At 71.0% G+C, this 16,905-nt stretch carries 13 protein-coding genes; 7 read left to right on the plus strand and 6 right to left on the minus strand.

Going from position 1 to position 16,905, the window contains the following annotated elements:
* Nucleotides 1-54: 54 nt before the first annotated feature.
* Both IF655_RS24520 and IF655_RS24525 read left to right on the plus strand, forming a co-directional pair.
* Nucleotides 55-1,686 (plus strand): sensor histidine kinase, encoded by a 1,632-nt coding sequence (locus tag IF655_RS24520; protein WP_199587276.1) that lies wholly within the window; start codon nt 55-57, stop codon nt 1,684-1,686.
* Nucleotides 1,683-2,384: a response regulator gene (locus IF655_RS24525; protein ID WP_199587277.1), complete on the plus strand. Its 702-nt coding sequence runs from the start codon at nt 1,683-1,685 to the stop codon at nt 2,382-2,384. The genes IF655_RS24520 and IF655_RS24525 overlap by 4 nt, the downstream gene beginning before the upstream one ends.
* A 27-nt stretch (nt 2,385-2,411) precedes the next feature.
* Here IF655_RS24525 and IF655_RS24530 read toward each other — a convergent pair whose 3' ends face one another.
* Nucleotides 2,412-3,437 (minus strand): ATP-dependent 6-phosphofructokinase, encoded by a 1,026-nt coding sequence (locus IF655_RS24530; RefSeq protein ID WP_199587278.1) that lies wholly within the window; start codon nt 3,435-3,437, stop codon nt 2,412-2,414.
* Nucleotides 3,438-3,703: 266 nt separating this feature from the next.
* On the opposite strand from IF655_RS24530, the gene pta reads away from it, so the two are divergent.
* The 3 genes from pta to pyk all read left to right on the plus strand — a co-directional run bounded on the left by pta (nt 3,704) and on the right by pyk (nt 8,532).
* The gene (gene pta / locus IF655_RS24535; protein WP_199587279.1) at nt 3,704-5,800 is read left to right on the plus strand and encodes a phosphate acetyltransferase; all 2,097 of its coding nucleotides are present in this window, start codon (nt 3,704-3,706) and stop codon (nt 5,798-5,800) included.
* Complete coding sequence (locus tag IF655_RS24540; RefSeq protein WP_199587280.1) at nt 5,797-7,005, plus strand: acetate kinase; 1,209 nt, start codon at nt 5,797-5,799, stop codon at nt 7,003-7,005. The genes pta and IF655_RS24540 overlap by 4 nt, the downstream gene beginning before the upstream one ends.
* A 99-nt stretch (nt 7,006-7,104) precedes the next feature.
* The gene (gene pyk, locus IF655_RS24545; RefSeq protein WP_199587281.1) at nt 7,105-8,532 is read left to right on the plus strand and encodes a pyruvate kinase; all 1,428 of its coding nucleotides are present in this window, start codon (nt 7,105-7,107) and stop codon (nt 8,530-8,532) included.
* 91 nt (nt 8,533-8,623) lie between these two features.
* Here pyk and IF655_RS24550 read toward each other — a convergent pair whose 3' ends face one another.
* The 4 genes from IF655_RS24550 to IF655_RS24565 all read right to left on the minus strand — a co-directional run bounded on the left by IF655_RS24550 (nt 8,624) and on the right by IF655_RS24565 (nt 12,899).
* Nucleotides 8,624-9,994, minus strand: coding sequence for a hypothetical protein (locus tag IF655_RS24550; protein WP_199587282.1), 1,371 nt, complete (start codon nt 9,992-9,994; stop codon nt 8,624-8,626).
* Entirely contained in the window at nt 9,984-10,571 is a 588-nt protein-coding gene (locus IF655_RS24555) for a DUF6114 domain-containing protein (RefSeq protein WP_199587283.1), read from the minus strand. The genes IF655_RS24550 and IF655_RS24555 overlap by 11 nt, the downstream gene beginning before the upstream one ends.
* A gap of 116 nt (nt 10,572-10,687) precedes the next feature.
* Nucleotides 10,688-11,320 (minus strand): DUF6230 family protein, encoded by a 633-nt coding sequence (locus tag IF655_RS24560; protein ID WP_199587284.1) that lies wholly within the window; start codon nt 11,318-11,320, stop codon nt 10,688-10,690.
* A gap of 610 nt (nt 11,321-11,930) precedes the next feature.
* Nucleotides 11,931-12,899: a tetratricopeptide repeat protein gene (locus IF655_RS24565; RefSeq protein ID WP_199587285.1), complete on the minus strand. Its 969-nt coding sequence runs from the start codon at nt 12,897-12,899 to the stop codon at nt 11,931-11,933.
* Between the two features lie 213 nt (nt 12,900-13,112).
* On the opposite strand from IF655_RS24565, the gene IF655_RS24570 reads away from it, so the two are divergent.
* Together IF655_RS24570 and IF655_RS24575 are read left to right on the plus strand one after the other, a co-directional pair.
* Nucleotides 13,113-13,733: a TetR/AcrR family transcriptional regulator gene (locus IF655_RS24570; RefSeq protein ID WP_199587286.1), complete on the plus strand. Its 621-nt coding sequence runs from the start codon at nt 13,113-13,115 to the stop codon at nt 13,731-13,733.
* Nucleotides 13,734-13,924: 191 nt separating this feature from the next.
* Nucleotides 13,925-15,073 (plus strand): DUF3103 family protein, encoded by a 1,149-nt coding sequence (locus IF655_RS24575; protein ID WP_199587287.1) that lies wholly within the window; start codon nt 13,925-13,927, stop codon nt 15,071-15,073.
* Nucleotides 15,074-15,185: 112 nt separating this feature from the next.
* Here the strand turns inward: IF655_RS24575 and IF655_RS24580 are convergent, their stop codons facing one another.
* The gene (locus tag IF655_RS24580) at nt 15,186-16,886 is read right to left on the minus strand and encodes a methylmalonyl-CoA mutase (protein WP_199587288.1); all 1,701 of its coding nucleotides are present in this window, start codon (nt 16,884-16,886) and stop codon (nt 15,186-15,188) included.
* Nucleotides 16,887-16,905 lie beyond the last annotated feature (19 nt).

A 16,905-nucleotide genomic window follows, 5' to 3' on the forward strand; every position in this document is an offset into this window, starting at 1 on the left:
GGTCACCCTTGCGTTCATTTAGTTCACGCCGGGATCGGCAGGCACACTGCTGGGATGCGTTCGCCCGCCCTCCCCCTGCCCCGCAGCCTCGCGGGGCAGCTCTTCGCCATGCAGGCCGTGCTGATAGCGGTCGTGGTGGCGGGGTACGCGCTGTTCACCTACGTCAGCGACCGGCGGCAGGCGGAGGACGCGGCCGTGCGGCAGGTGCGGGCGGTGGCGCGGACCATCGCGGACGCGCCCTCGGTGCGGGCGGCGATCCGCACCCCGGACCCCACGGCCGACCTGGAGCCGTACGCCCTGCGGGTCACCCGGGACGCCGACGTCGACTTCGTGACGATCATGAATCCGGACGGCATCCGCTGGACCCACCCGCACACCGGGGAGATCGGCAAGCGGTTCCTGGGCCGGATCGCGCCCGCGCAACAGGGGAGGACGTTCACCGAGACGTACACCGGCACGCTCGGTCCCTCGGTGCGCGCGGTGACCCCGGTGCGGGACGGCGGGCGGATCGTCGGGCTGGTCAGCGCGGGCATCAAGGTGGAGGCGATCAGCGCGCGGGTCCAGGACCAGGTGACGGCGCTGCTCGCGGTGGCGGGCGCGGCGCTGCTGCTCGGCGCGGTGGGCACGTACGTCGTCAACGCCCGTCTGCGCCGCCACACCCACGGCATGAACGCCGCCGAGCTGAGCCGGATGCACGACTACCACCAGGCCGCGCTGCACGCGGTGCGCGAGGGACTGCTGATGCTGGACGGACTCGGGCGGGTGGCGCTGGCCAACGACGGCGGGCGCGAGCTGCTGGACCTGGGCGAGGACGCGGTGGGCCGGTCGGTGGCGGAGCTGGGTCTCCCGGGTCCGCTGACCGGGGCGCTGCTCTCCCGGGAGTCCCGCGTGGACGAGGTGCACCTGACCGCCTCCCGGGTCCTGGTGCTCAACACCTCGCCGGTGTCGGGCGGGGAGCGCAGGGGCACGGTGGTGACGCTCCGGGACGTGACCGAACTCCAGTCGCTGATGGGCGAGTTGGACTCCGAGCGGGGTTTCAGTCAGGCGCTGCGCGCGCAGGCGCACGAGGCGGCGAACCGGCTGCACACCGTGGTCTCGCTGATCGAACTCGGGCGGGCCGAGGAGGCGGTGGAGTTCGCCACGGCGGAACTGGAGCTGGCGCAGGCGCTGACCGACCGGGTGGTGGCGGCGGTGGGCGAACCGGTCCTCGCCGCCCTCCTGCTCGGCAAGACCGCGCAGGCGAACGAGCGGGGCGTGGAGCTGGTCGTCTCCCCCGACAGCCGCCTGGACGACGGGGTCCTGCCGCCCGGTCTCACCGCCCGGGACCTGGTGACCGTCCTCGGCAACCTCATCGACAACGCGGTGGACGCGGCGCAGGGCGGTACGGGCGCGCGGGTCACGGTGACGGCGTACGCGTCCGCCGACGCCCGCTCCCTGGTCCTCAAGGTCTCCGACACCGGCCCGGGCGTCGACCCGGCCCACGCGGGACTGGTCTTCCAGCGCGGCTGGTCCACCAAACCGGCCGGTCCCGGCGGGCGTGGGCGCGGTCTCGGGCTGGCCCTGGTCCGCCAGGCGGTGACCCGGCTCGGCGGCACCCTGACGGTGACGGAGGGCGAGGAGGGCGGCGCGGTCTTCGAGGTCCGGCTGCCGCTGCACACCGAGGTCCCGGCGGGAGGCGCGGCATGACGGGCACCGGAGAGCGCGCGATCCGGGTCCTGGTGGTGGAGGACGACCCGGTCGCCGCCGACGCCCACGTCCTCTACGTCAACCGCGTCCCCGGCTTCACGGCGATCGGCAGCGCCCCCACCGGCGCCCAGGCCCTCCGCCTCCTGGACCGCACCCCGGTCGACCTGCTCCTCCTGGACCTCCACCTGCCCGACGTCCACGGACTCCAGTTGGCCCGCTCCCTGCGCGCGGCGGGCCACCAGACCGACGTCATAGCGGTCACCTCCGCCCGCGACCTGGCGGTCGTCCGCGAAGGCGTCTCGCTCGGCGTCGTCCAGTACGTCCTGAAGCCCTTCACCTTCGCCACCCTCCGCGACCGCCTCCTGCGCTACGCCGACTACCACGCCTCCGCAGGCGAGGCGACCGGCCAGGAGGACGTCGACCGAGCCCTCGCCACCCTGCGCGCCCCCACCCCGACGGCGCTGCCGAAGGGGTTGAGCGCACCGACACTGGAGCGGGTCACGGCCGTACTGCGCGACGGCGCGGACGGTCTGACGGCGGCCGGGGTCGCCGAGGAGGTCGGCATCTCCCGCATCACGGCGCGCCGTTATCTGGAGTACCTGGTGGAGTCGGCCCGGGCGGTCAGACGTCCGCAGTACGGCCAGGTGGGCCGCCCGGAGCTGATGTACCACTGGCTGCCGGAGGGAAAGGGGCGCTGAGGCACCCTTCCTCCGGGCAAGGACCCGCTAGAAGACCGACTCCGCCTCGTCCATCCGCGACACCGGCACCGTCTTCAGTTCGGTGACCGCCTCCGCGAGCGGGACCAGGGCGATGTCGGTGCCGCGCAGGGCGGTCATGCCGCCGAAGTCGCCTCGGTGGGCGGCTTCCACGGCGTGCCAGCCGAAGCGGGTGGCGAGGACGCGGTCGTAGGCGGTGGGGGTGCCGCCGCGCTGGATGTGGCCGAGGATGACCGGGCGGGCCTCCTTGCCGAGGCGGCGCTCCAGCTCGTAGGCGAGCGCGGTGCCGATGCCCTGGAAGCGCTCGTGGCCGAACTGGTCGATCTCGCCCTTGCCGTAGTCCATGGTGCCGTCGATGGGGTGGGCGCCCTCGGCGACGCAGATCACGGCGAACTTCTTGCCGCGCGCGAACCGCTCCTCGACCATCTTCATCAGGTCGGCCGGGTCGAAGGGGCGCTCGGGCAGGCAGATCGCGTGGGCGCCGGCGGCCATGCCGGACTCCAGCGCGATCCAGCCCGCGTGGCGGCCCATGACCTCGACGACCATCACACGCTGGTGGGACTCGGCCGTGGTCTTCAGGCGGTCCATCGCCTCGGTGGCCACGCCGACGGCGGTGTCGAAGCCGAAGGTGCGGTCGGTGCCGGAGATGTCGTTGTCGATGGTCTTCGGCACGCCGACGACCGGCAGACCCGCGTCGGACAGCATCCGGGCCGCGGTCAGCGTGCCCTCGCCGCCGATCGGGATCAGCGCGTCGATGCCGAACTCCTCGGCCATGTCGGTGGCCCGCTCGCACGCCTCGCGCAGCCGGTCCCGCTCCAGGCGGGAGGAGCCGAGGATGGTGCCGCCGAGGGCGAGGATGCCGCTGACCGCGTCCAGGTCGAGGGAGCGGTAGTGGCCGTCGAGCAGACCGCGGTAGCCGTCCTCGAAGCCGATGACCTCGTCGCCGTAGTGCGCCACCGCGCGGTGCACGACCGACCGGATCACGGCGTTCAGGCCCGGGCAGTCGCCGCCTGCGGTGAGAACTCCGATGCGCATCGTGCTGTGTCTCCTGCTCGCTGTGGGTACCGGTGAGCCGCTTCGATTCTTTCATGGCCGCCGAAGAGCCGACGACCACCACCCTCCCAGCCACCGTCCACGGGGACTCCGCGCACCCTGCGTGACCCCCCGGACCGACACGCGCCTTATCGACGGCCCAGAGTATTGTCAAGAGGGTTGTGCTCACCTCGGTGGGCGATTTTTGTGCCGGCGTACGGCGAGACCCCCAGGTGGCGGCCCGTACGAGCAAGGATCGGAGAGCACGCGTGACGCGCAGCGTGTACGTGACCGGGATCGACCGGAGCGACGGCCGTCAGGTCGTCGAGCTGGGAGTGATGGAGCTGCTGACCCGGCAGGTCGACCGGGTCGGGGTGTTCCGCCCCCTGGTGCACGACGGGCCGGACCGGATGTTCGAGCTGCTGCGCTCGCGCTACCGCCTCACCCAGGACCCCACGACGGTCTACGGCATGGACTACGAGGAGGCGTCCACGCTCCAGGCCGAGCGCGGCACCGACGAGCTGGTCTCCGTCCTGGTCGACCGCTTCCACCGGGTCGCCCGCGACTACGACGTCGTCCTGGTCCTCGGCACCGACTTCGCCGCCACCCAGCTCCCCGACGAGCTGGCGCTCAACGCCCGCCTGGCGAACGAGTTCGGCGCCTCGGTGATCCCGGTCGTCGGCGGACGCAAGCAGACCACCGCCTCCGTGCTCGCGGAGACCCGCAACGCCTTCCGTGCCTACGCGGGACTCGGCTGCGACGTGCTCGCCATGGTCGCCAACCGGGTCGACCGCGAGGACCGCGACGAGATCGCCGAGCGGCTGGCCGACCGCCTGCCCGTGCCCTGCTACGTGCTGCCCGACGAGCCCGCCCTCTCCGCGCCGACCGTCTCCCAGATCGCGCACGCGCTGGGCGCCAAGGTGCTGCTCGGGGACGACGCCGGGATGTCCCGTGACGCGCTGGACTTCGTCTTCGGCGGCGCCATGCTGCCCAACTTCCTCGCCGCCCTGACCCCCGGCTGCCTGGTCGTGACCCCGGGCGACCGCGCCGATCTGGTCGTCGGCTCGCTCGCCGCGCACAGCGCGGGCACCCCGCCCATCGCCGGTGTGCTGCTCACCATCAACGAGGTGCCGAGCGAGGAGATCCTCACCCTCGCCGCCCGCCTCGCCCCCGGCACCCCGGTGCTCTCGGTGCCCGGGACCAGCTTCCCCACCGCCGAGCAGCTCTTCTCCCTTGAGGGCCGGATGACGGCCGCCACCCCGCGCAAGGCGGAGACCGCCCTCGGTCTGTTCGAGCGGTACGCCGACACCGCGGGTCTGGCGAGCCGGGTCTCGGCGCCGAGCGGCGACCGGGTCACCCCGATGATGTTCGAGCACAAGCTCCTGGAGCGCGCCCGCGCCGACAAGCGCCGGGTAGTCCTCCCGGAGGGCACCGAGGAGCGGGTGCTGCACGCGGCGGAGGTGCTGCTGCGCCGGGACGTGTGCGACCTCACCCTGCTCGGACCCGAGGACCAGATCCGCAAGAAGGCGGCCGACCTCGGCATCGACCTGGGCGAGAGCCAGTTGATCGACCCCGCCACCTCCGCGCTGCGCGACTCCTTCGCGGAGAAGTACGCCGCCCTGCGCGCCCACAAGGGCGTCACGGTGGAGCTGGCGTACGACGTGGTCACCGACGTGAACTACTTCGGCACCCTGATGGTCCAGGAGGGTCTGGCCGACGGCATGGTCTCCGGCTCGGTGCACTCCACCGCCGCGACGATCCGCCCCGCCTTCGAGATCATCAAGACGAAGCCGGACACCTCGATCGTCTCGTCCGTCTTCTTCATGTGCCTGGCCGACAAGGTGCTGGTCTACGGCGACTGTGCGGTCAACCCCGACCCGGACGCCGAGCAGCTCGCGGACATCGCCGTGCAGTCGGCGGCGACGGCGGCGCAGTTCGGCGTGGAGCCGAGGATCGCGATGCTGTCGTACTCCACCGGCACCTCCGGTTCGGGCGCCGACGTGGACAAGGTGCGTACGGCGACCGAGCTGGCGCGCTCGCGGCGCCCCGATCTGAAGATCGAGGGCCCGATCCAGTACGACGCGGCCGTGGACGCCTCCGTGGCCGCGACCAAGCTGCCCGGCTCCGAGGTCGCCGGCCAGGCCAGCGTGCTGATCTTCCCCGACCTGAACACCGGCAACAACACCTACAAGGCCGTACAGCGCTCCGCGAACGCCATCGCGGTCGGCCCGGTCCTCCAGGGCCTGCGTAAGCCGGTCAACGACCTGTCGCGGGGCGCGCTCGTGCAGGACATCGTCAACACCGTCGCCATCACGGCGATCCAGGCACAGCAGCCGACCGCCTCCGAAAGGTCCCCCGAGCAGTGACCCCCACCCGTGTCCTCGTTCTCAACTCCGGCTCGTCCTCGCTGAAGTACCAGTTGCTGGACATGCGGGACAGCAGCAGGCTCGCGGTGGGCCTGGTCGAGCGGATCGGCGAACAGACCTCGCGCCTGGTGCACACCCTGGTCGCCACCGGCGAGAGCCGTGAGCAGAACGGTCCGATCGCGGACCACGAGACCGCGCTGAAGGCGGTCGCCGAGGAGCTGGCCCGCGACGGGCTCGGTCTCGACTCCCCCGAACTGGCCGCCATCGGGCACCGCGTGGTGCACGGCGGCATGTTCTTCACCGAGCCCACCGTGATCGACGACTCGGTGCTCACCGAGATCGAGCGGCTGATCCCGGTCGCGCCGCTGCACAACCCGGCCAACCTCACCGGCATCCGCACCGCCCAGGCGCTGCGCCCGGACCTGCCCCAGGTCGCCGTGTTCGACACCGCCTTCCACACGACGATGCCGGAGTCGGCGGCGCGCTACGCCATCGACCCGAAGATCGCCGACCGGCACCGCATCCGCCGCTACGGCTTCCACGGCACCTCGCACGCCTACGTCTCCCGCGAGACCGCGCGCCTGCTCGGCAAGGAGCCCGACGAGGTCAACGTGATCGTGCTGCACCTGGGCAACGGCGCCTCGGCATCCGCGGTGGAGCGCGGGCGGTGCGTGGAGACCTCGATGGGGCTGACGCCGCTGGAGGGTCTGGTCATGGGCACGCGCTCGGGTGATCTGGACCCCGCCGTCATCTTCCATTTGGCCCGTGTCGGCGGAATGTCCATGGACGAGATCGACACTCTTCTGAACAAGAGGAGCGGTCTGTTCGGACTGTGCGGGGACAATGACATGCGGGAGATCCGCCGCCGCATCGAGGAGGGCGACGAAGAGGCGTCGCTCGCCTTCGACATTTACATTCACCGCATCAAGAAGTACATCGGCGCCTATTACGCCGTACTCGGGCAGGTGGACGCGGTGGCGTTCACCGCCGGGGTCGGGGAGAACGCGGCGGCCGTGCGGTCCGCGGCCATCGCGGACCTTGAGGGACTTGGCCTGGCGGTGGACGAGGAGCTGAACGCCGTACGGTCCGACGGGGCCCGGCTGATCTCGCCCGCGTCCGCGCGGGTGGCCGTCGCCGTGGTGCCGACCGACGAGGAACTGGAGATCGCGACGCAGACCTATGCGCTGGTCGGAAAGAAGAGCTGAGCATTACACCGCAGTAACACGCCTGAGCGCATGTCCGCCCATTTGTATCTTCCGCAGGGCGGAATATTCCGCAGTGAAACAAACCGATAGGATCGCCTCATGCGCCGTTCGAAAATCGTCTGTACTCTCGGCCCCGCGGTCGACTCCCACGAGATGCTCGTCGCCATGATCGAGGCGGGCATGAATGTGGCCCGCTTCAACTTCAGTCACGGCACCCACGCCGAGCACCAGGCGCGGTACGACCGCGTCCGTGCCGCCTCCAAGGAGACCGGTCGCCCCATCGGTGTGCTGGCCGACCTCCAGGGCCCGAAGATCCGCCTGGAGACCTTCGCCGAGGGTCCGGTGGAGCTGGAGCGCGGTGACGAGTTCGTCATCACGACCGAGGACGTGCCGGGCGACAAGCAGATCTGCGGCACGACGTACAAGGGTCTGCCGGGCGACGTCTCGCGCGGCGACCAGATCCTCATCAACGACGGCAACGTCGAGCTGAAGGTCGTCGACGTCGAGGGCCCGCGGGTGCGGACGATCGTCATCGAGGGCGGTGTGGTCTCCGACCACAAGGGCATCAACCTGCCCGGCGCGGCCGTGAACGTGCCCGCGCTGTCCGAGAAGGACGTCGAGGACCTGCGCTTCGCGCTCCGCATGGGCTGCGACATGGTCGCGCTGTCCTTCGTCCGCGACGCCAAGGACGTGGCCGACGTCCACAAGGTGATGGACGAGGAGGGCCGCCGCGTCCCCGTGATCGCCAAGGTGGAGAAGCCGCAGGCGGTCGAGAACATGGAGGACGTCGTGCTGGCGTTCGACGGTGTGATGGTCGCCCGTGGTGACCTCGCCGTCGAGTACCCGCTCGAGAAGGTCCCGATGGTGCAGAAGCGCCTGATCGAGCTGTGCCGCCGCAACGCCAAGCCGGTGATCGTCGCGACCCAGATGATGGAGTCGATGATCACCAACTCGCGCCCGACCCGCGCCGAGGCGTCCGACGTGGCCAACGCGATCCTGGACGGCGCCGACGCGGTCATGCTGTCCGCCGAGTCGAGCGTGGGCGCGTACCCGGTCGAGACCGTCAAGACGATGTCGAAGATCGTCCGCGCGGCGGAGGAGGAGCTGCTCTCCAAGGGTCTCCAGCCGCTGGTGCCGGGCAAGAAGCCGCGCACGCAGGGCGGTTCGGTCGCCCGCGCCGCCGCCGAGATCGCCGACTTCCTCGGCGCCAAGGGTCTGATCGCCTTCACCAAGTCCGGCGACACCGCCCGCCGTCTGTCGCGCTACCGCGCCGCCCAGCCGATCCTCGCCTTCACCACCGACGAGGGCACCCGCAACCAGCTCACCCTGAGCTGGGGCGTCGAGTCGCACGTCGTCCCGTTCGTGAACACCACGGACGAGATGGTCGACATGGTGGACCAGGAGCTGGCCGACCTCAACCGCTTCAGCGCGGGCGACACCGTCATCATCACCGCGGGCTCGCCCCCCGGCGTCCCCGGCACCACCAACATGGTCCGGGTGCATCACGTGGGCGGCGACGCCAACTGAGGCAGCGCTCCCGGTAATTGACAGTGGCCCGGTTCCCCACGCGGTGTGGGGGACCGGGCCACTGCCGTGCGGCTCCCGGAACGGCTCGGGGTCAGTCCGTCGTGTAGACGTGCATGCCGGGAACGTGGAGGCTGCCGCCGAACTGGCCCGCCTGGGTCACCTTGGCGTCGGTGAAGTAGATCAGCGGGATGTTCAGCGGGGGCGGGCTGTCGGGGCTGAAGGTCACCGGGATCAGACCGAAGAGGTTGCCGGAGATGCTCTCGGTGTACATCACGGTGTCGCCGTCGCGGATGGTGGACGTCGACCCCTTGGCGGCCTGGACGTGGTACGTCTTGCCCGCCTGCTTGTCCTTCACGGTCTGGTGCAGGTCCCCGATGTCGGTGCCGCCGGAGATGACGTACTTCAGCACCTTCTTGGTGGTGCCGTCCGCCGTGCGCACCTCGACGACGCCCTTGTAGTCGGCGCCCTTGAGCAGCAGGGAGCTGGCGTTGAGGTACCAGGGGTCGTCCGCCACCGGGACCTTGTTGTCCACGCCGCCCTGGTCGTCGGTGGCCGTCGGACAGTCGTCCGGCGCGGCCGACTCGCTCGCGGAGGGGTCGGCGGACGGGGTCTCCGTCGCGGACGGCGTCCTGGTCGCACCGGCGACCTTCTCCAGGGTGTCCTGGACCGTGCGCGGCGCCTTCTTGGTGCTCGCGCCGCCACCGCTCGTACCGCTCTTGTCCCCGTCGCTCTTGTCCGCACCGCCCGCCGGAGCGGACGACGTGGCCGAGGGAGCGGGGGCGGGCGTGGACGACGACGCGGCGGGCGCCGGGGTCGTCGCCCCGTCGGACTTCTTGCCGCCGCTCAGGACGTCACCGATCGCGTCCCCGAGGGAACCGAGCAGTCCGCCGTCGGCGCTCTTGGACGGGGCAGGGGTGGTGGCCGACGTACCGGAGCCGGACGCGGCACCGGACGTACCGGAACCCGAGGCGCCGGACGCACCCGACGTGCCCGAACCCGCCCCGGACGAACCGGAGTCCGCGGAACCGCCCTTGCCGGTCCCCGCCTTGCCGTCGGAACCTGAATCCGGCGAAGAGGCGTTGCCCGACCCGTCCTGCGCCCCGGAGGTGGCCGAGGGGGACGGCGCGGTGGTGGCGGACGGCGCGGTGGACGCGCCCGCGGAGGGCGTGGCGCTCGGGGACGCGGAGTCCTCGCCGCCGTCCAGCGCGTCGACGCAGTCCTTGTAGTCCGCCGCCTTCTGGCTGTTGGACGCGGGGCTGCTGCCGGTGCTGTCGGCGATGGCGAGCGTGGACGTGAAGCCCATGCCCATGATGACGGCCGTGGGCATCGCCACGGAGGCTATCGCCTTGCCGGCCGGCATGTGGAACCTGGTGAACAGCGGCTTCTTGGGGGCCGCGTGGCGGGGTCCGGTTCTCGCCCGGGACTCCTCCACACCGGTCCCGCGGGCCTCGTCAGCCGGCACTGTGCCTCCCGTTCGCCTCGTTGGCCGGGCTCGTTCCTGACAGGTCGTTCGACTCGATCCCCGCGTCCGCGGCCCGGGGCGGCGGTACGGCTCCGGCGGCACCCTCGCCGGGCACGGCCCCGGCCGGTACGGTCCCGGCCTCGGACGCCTGGGCGGGCACTCCCGGTGCCTGCTTGGCCGCGGGAGCGGGCGCCCAGGAGACGGCCATCGCGCCGCCGACGAGGGCGAGCAGGAAGCCGACGATGAAGCCGCCGAAGTTGGAGACGGGCAGGGACACCAGCGCCAGCAGGATCGCCGCCACACCCGCGAAGGTGCGGACGTGCTTCTGGAACCAGAGGCTGATGCCGAGGACGATGAGGAGCACGCCGATGATCAAGGACCCCGACCCCGCCGTGGTCGCCATGGCCAGCGTCAGATGGCCGAGCTGCAGGTGGTAGTACGGGAAGTAGATGATCGGAAAGCCGCTGAGCAGCACGTAAAGACCGGCCCAGAAGGGGCGGTCGCCTCGCCAGGCGCGGAACTGCTGCCTCCGGCGGGTGAACTGGCCGGAATCGGCGACAGGGGTCTCGGCGCTCATGGAAAACAGCTCCCTGGTGCGGCGTTGCTGTGGTGGTGATGTGGGCCGCGTGTGAAACACGGCCGGAGAGGGGACGGGCGGGGGCGCCATCGGCTCCCCCGCCCGTCAGAGAGTGCTTAGTAGCACTCCTCGCCGTCCGTGGACAGCGACATCTTCAGCCCGCTCAGCTCGAACGTGCCGGCGGTGGTCGCCCACGCCGTCTGACGCACGTTGACCAGCGTGGCCGAGTCGGCCTGCTGGGCGAAGCCGTAGGGGTTCGACTGCTCGCCGCCCCCCTTCATGCCCGGACCCTTCGAGGCGTCCTTCGCGGCCACACCGATGTCGATGTTGTGGAACGTCGCGTCGGCGCCCAGATCCGCGACATCGATGTAGATCCGGTCGGCCGAGACCGGCTTCTTGCCGCCACCGGCCCGCAGGATCAGGCTGATCTTGCCGAGACCCGGAACCGGGGTGACGACCGACTGGCACAGGTTGGTGATGTCGGCGTGGTTGAACGCCGAGACCGCCACCGGGTGGGCGGTCTTCTTGCCGTCCAGCGTGTAGCCGTCGTCGATCGCGCCGTACTGCGCGAAGCCCTTGCCGTCGAGCCGGTCGGCGCTCACCTTGAACGACTGCCCGGACACGCTGAACGAAGCGGCCAGAGCGCCCTGCGCGAGGGCGACACCTATCGCTGCCGTAGCGGCGACGCTGGGCACCATGACCACAGCGAACCGCTTCCATCTGGTCCCGCCACGCACCTGGGACTCCATATTTCCTCCTTCTCGGACGTACATCTCCTGGCCCGGACCGCCCCAGGGGGGTTGCGACCGGACAGGGATGGGAGAAGTGCTACGTCCTCGGGAAGGAGAGCGCCCGCGCCCGACGGCGCGACCCGCGCCCGAACAACCGGCGTTCACCCCCGAGCGACAACCACTGGTCGCGCCTGACACACATCACGCACAACCTTCCGGACAGGCTTCGCCGCAGTGGCGAAGACCCCCCTGTCCCAGAGCCGGCGCCACTGCCGCCGGCTCTGCTCGGTGGGGACACATTCACCGTGTCCCGGCCGGGTGCCGGGGTTACGGAAATGGACCGAGCGTGGCCGATCGTGGTGCATTCTCGCCGCCCGCACAAGGGGCTTCGTTACTGCCTAGTAACGGCGGGATAACCGAAAGACGACTCAGTGGTCTCAAAGGGCGACGCACGGTGCCAACAGTGGGCAGAACAAAGCCGCTGATCCCCGGGCGAAGCCGGACAGACCAACGACCTTGATTTACTCGGAGTAACAGCGGAGCCGATTACCAAGATTTGGTAAAGCGCGGCGGCTCCCGTGCCACATCGGCCATTCCTTCACCGCCGCGCCACAGAACCGACGAGCCGTCAGAACAGCGCCCGTGCAAGCGCCCGGCGGGCCGCCACCACTCTCGGGTCCTCCCCGCCCACGACCTCGAACAGCTCCAGCAGCCGTCGCCGCGCCGCGTCCCGGTCGTCACCGGCGGTGCGGGCGACGGTCTCGATGAGCCGCCCGAGGGCGTCCTCGACATGACCGCCCACCAGATCCAGGTCGGCCGCCGCGATCTGCGCCTCGACGTCACCCTGCTTCTCGGCGGCGTCCTTGCGCACCTTCTGCGGATCCATACCCTGCACCCGCTGGAGCAACTCGGCCTGACCCAGACCGAGTTTCGCCTCTGTGTTCGCCGGGTCGTCGGCGAGTACGTTCTTGTACGCCTGGACGGCACCGGGCAGGTCGCCCTCGTCCAGCGCCCGCACGGCCGCCTCCAGGAGCGCGTCGTACGGTCCCTCCGGCTCCTCGGCGGGGGCGGCGCCCGGCTGCGCGTCCGGGTCCACGGTCAGACCGGTCAGCCCGAAGCGCTGCTCGGCGACCTGGATCAACTGGTCCAGCGTCTCCCGGATCTGCCGCTCGTCGGCGGCGCCCTGGAAGAGCGGCAGCGCCTGGCCCGCGACCACGGCGAAGACCGCCGGGATCCCCTGGACGCCGAACTGCTGCATCAGCATCTGGTTGGCGTCCACGTCGATCTTGGCCAGCAGGAAGCGCCCGCCGTACTCGACGGCCAGCCGCTCCAGGACCGGGCTCAACTGCTTGCAGGGCTGACACCACTCGGCCCAGAAGTCGATGACGACCGGGACTTCGGCGGAGCGCTGGAGGACTTCGCTCTCGAAGTCCGCCTCGTTGACGTCGACGACCAGATCGGCCGGGGAGATCGCCCCCGCGCCGCCGCGCCGGGCGGACTCGGCGCGCGCCTGCTCCGCCTTGGCCTTGGCCTCCTGGGCCGCCTTCACCGCGGCGAGGTCGACGACCCCGCTCATGGACATGTTCCGTGGCTGCATGGGTCTATCCTCCCCCGTTCCCGCGCATGAAGGAAAAAAGCGATGTCGGTCGGCACCGGGGTCCCCACCCCGCGCCGGTGGCCGTCACTCGCGTACGTCCGTCGCGAGCTTTCGCTACGGGTCGTAGCGTAATGGCAGAAGGGGTTCCGGCGACACCCTTTCCCGGTGATCTCCCTCACGACGGCGCGGAGGTGGCCGGTTATGGTCGAGGACATGCAGAGCCGCACCCCCGCAGGCCGTACGGGCCGACCGCGCAGCGCCGCCGCGGACGCCGCGATCCTGGCCGCCACCCGTGAGGCCCTGGTGGAACTGGGCTGGTCCCGGCTCACCCTGGGAGACGTGGCGACGCGCGCCGGGGTTGCGAAAACGACGCTCTATCGCCGCTGGTCCGGCAAGAACGAGCTGGTGGTCGACGCGATCGCCGAGCTGTTCAACGAACTGGAGGTGCCCGACCGGGGCAGCCTCGGCGCCGACATCGAGGGCGTGGTGCTCCAGTTCGCGGCCATCCTGGCCCGCCCGGAAGCCAGGAACGGTCTGATCGCAGTCGTCGCGGAGGCGACCCGGGACGACGCGCTGCGCGAGCGCATCCGCCACTCGATCGTCGGGCGCCAGAAGCATCTGGTCGTCACGGGGCGCGAGCGGGCGCAGGAGCGCGGCGAACTCCCCCCGGAGTCCGACCCGGAGGCTGCCTGCCGCGCCGTCGACCTCATCTTCGACATCGTCGCGGGCACGGTGGTGCACCGGATGCTGGTGAGCGCGGAACCGGCGGACACCGAGTGGGTACGGCGCTTCATCGCGGTGCTGCTCGCGGGGGTCACGGCGGCCGAGGGCTGAACTCCCCTCCACACGTGGGGCGTTGAGGTGTGAAGGTCTTGCGGGCGTGACATGTTCAGGTCACCATGGGCTGCGAGGTCTACTCGCATAGAACCTCACCCGGCGTCCCGTCCGCCGTCGTCCCGGCACCACCCCCCTGTCAGTGCGTCACTCCCCCACCTGGCCACTCGCATCCGGAGGGATCGATCCCCGTGAGACCCCGTCAGTCGCCCCGCCGCGCCGCCCGGACCGTCACCGCGGCCACCCTGCTCGCCCTCGCCGCCACCCAGGCCCTCATCACCGCTCCCTCGGCCACCGCCGCGCCGACCGCCACCGCGCAGAAGGTCACCGGCGCCCAGGACCGCGCCGCCCTGGCCATCGCCCGCTCGCTGGGCGACGCCTCCTGGCGCACCCGTCTGCGCTCTGCCGTCCTCGCGTCCCCGGACGTGGCTCTCACCCCGCTCGCCGCGAAGGGCGACCCCGCCCTGAAGTCCGACCTCACCGCCGCCGACCACGCCATCGCCGACGCCAAGGGGCTCGGCGGCAAGGTCGGTTCCCTGCTGCGGCTCCGGCTCGGCGCCCGCTCCATGCGCGCCGCGCTGACCGACGGCACCGCGCCCTGGGTCGCCGCGGCTGCCTCCGACGACGACACCAGGACGGTCACCGCCTACGACAGCCGGGGTCGCGCCCACACCCTGGACGCCCGCAAGGCACCCGACCACCCGGTGTACGTCGTCGACATCGACGGCACCAAGGCGCTCGCGGCGGGACTCGACGTCCTGCGCGAGGAGCTGGCGAAGAAGGGCGTGCGCTCGGCCGCACCCGCCGCGGTGAACACGGCGGCTTCGGGGCGGTCCGCGGCGGCTTCCGGCGGCTTCTGGACCACGAAGATCGACGCGGTCGAGCTGTCCGACGACGAGGAGCCCTGGGTCAAGGGCGCCGCCGAGATCTACACCCTGGTCTCCGGCTTCGGCCAGGACGGCAAGGTCCGCGTCGACCCCGTCGACATGCCCTACCTGGACTACGACGGCACGGTCTACCGCCCCAACCAGATCCTCGTGAACTGGTCGAACTACAAGTACAACCTCGCCGACGCCGTGATGATGGAGGACGACGGCGACACCAACTACCACGACCTCGCGGTCGCCATCGCCGACGCCCTGCTCACCATCACCGACCAGGGCGCCTACATCCCGCTGGTGGACGCGATCCTCAACGCCATCCCCACCTCCTGGTGGACCGACGACCCCGACTACGTCGACTCCTGGTACACCCTGGCGCAGAACTACAACGGCACCTACTACGGCGCCCGGGGCAACGGCTGGATGACCGTGGAGCCGTACTTCGTGCAGGAGTTCTGAGGCGCGCGGGAGTTCCGAGCCGTGCGGGACTTCCGTGAACGGCGCGGAGCGGCGGCGGGGCTCGCCGGGACGGCTGTCCGTCCCGGCGAGCCCCGTCGTACGCCGACGGGGCTCAGAACCCGGCAGGCTCCGTGTAGACGCCCCACTCGTCGCGCAGCACCCCGCAGATCTCGCCCAGGGTCGCCTCCGCGCGGACCGCGTCCAGCATCGGGGCGATCATGTTGGAGCCGTCGCGCGCGGCGTCCAGCATGGCGTCCAGGGAGGTCTTCACGCGGGTCTCGTCGCGCCCGGACTTCCGCTCGGCCAGCATCCTGACCTGCTCGCGCTCCACCTCGTGGCTGACCCGCAGGATCTCCAGGTCCCCGGTGACCGAACCGGTGTGGGCGTTGACGCCGACGACCCGCTTCTCCCCCTTCTCCAGCGCCTGCTGGTAGCGGAAGGCGGACTCCGCTATCTCGCCGGTGAACCAGCCGTCCTCGATCCCGCGCAGGATGCCGGAGGTGATCGGACCGATGGGGTGCTGCCCGTCCGGGTGGGCCCGCAGACCCCGCTCCTTGATCTGCTCGAAGATCTTCTCCGCGTCCGCCTCGATCCGGTCGGTGAGCTGCTCGACGAACCACGAACCGCCCAGCGGGTCGGCCACGTTGGCGACGCCGGTCTCCTCCATCAGCACCTGCTGGGTGCGCAGCGCGATCTCGGCCGCCTGCTCGCTCGGCAGCGCGAGGGTCTCGTCCAGGGCGTTGGTGTGCAGCGAGTTGGTCCCGCCGAGCACCGCCGCGAGCGCCTCCACCGCCGTGCGCACCACGTTGTTGTACGGCTGCTGCGCGGTCAGCGAGACCCCGGCGGTCTGGGTGTGGAAGCGCAGCCACTGCGCCTTCTCGCTCTGCGCGCCGTACACGTCCCGCATCCAGCGGGCCCAGATGCGGCGCGCGGCGCGGAACTTGGCGATCTCCTCGAAGAAGTCCAGGTGCGCGTCGAAGAAGAAGCTGAGCCCTGGCGCGAACACGTCCACGTCGAGTCCGCGCGAGAGACCCAGCTCCACGTATCCGAAGCCGTCCGCGAGGGTGTACGCCAGCTCCTGCGCGGCCGTCGCCCCCGCCTCGCGGATGTGGTAGCCGGAGACCGACAGCGGCTTGTACGCGGGGATGCCCGCCGCGCAGTGCTCCATCAGGTCGCCGATCAGGCGCAGATGGGGCTCGGGCTGGAAGAGCCACTCCTTCTGCGCGATGTACTCCTTGAATATGTCGGTCTGGAGCGTGCCGTTGAGGATCGCGGGGTCCACGCCCTGCCGCTCGGCGGCGACCAGGTACATGCAGAAGACGGGCACGGCGGGACCGCTGATCGTCATCGAGGTGGTGACATCGCCGAGCGGGATGTCCCGGAACAGGACCTCCATGTCGGCGGCGGAGTCGATGGCCACGCCGCAGTGACCGACCTCGCCGAGCGAGCGCGGGTCGTCGGAGTCGCGGCCCATCAGCGTCGGCATGTCGAAGGCGACGGACAGACCGCCGCCGCCCGCGGCCAGGATCATCTTGTACCGCTCGTTGGTCTGCTCGGCGTTGCCGAAGCCGGCGAACTGGCGGATCGTCCAGGTGCGGCCCCGGTAGCCGGTCGGATGGAGCCCGCGCGTGAAGGGATACTCGCCGGGCCAGCCGATCCGCTCGAAGCCGTCGTACACATCCCCCGGGCGGGGGCCGTACACCGGCTCGACCGGATCGCCGGAGAGCGTGGTGAAGTCTGCGTCGCGCTTGCGCGCGGCGTCGTACCGGGCCTGCCAGCGGCGGCGGCCTTCGTCGATCGCGTGAGCGTCCATACCCTCGAATTTACTTGGA

It is taken from the genome of Streptomyces sp. DSM 110735, assembly GCF_016482685.1.
Classification (GTDB): Bacteria; Actinomycetota; Actinomycetes; order Streptomycetales; family Streptomycetaceae; genus Streptomyces.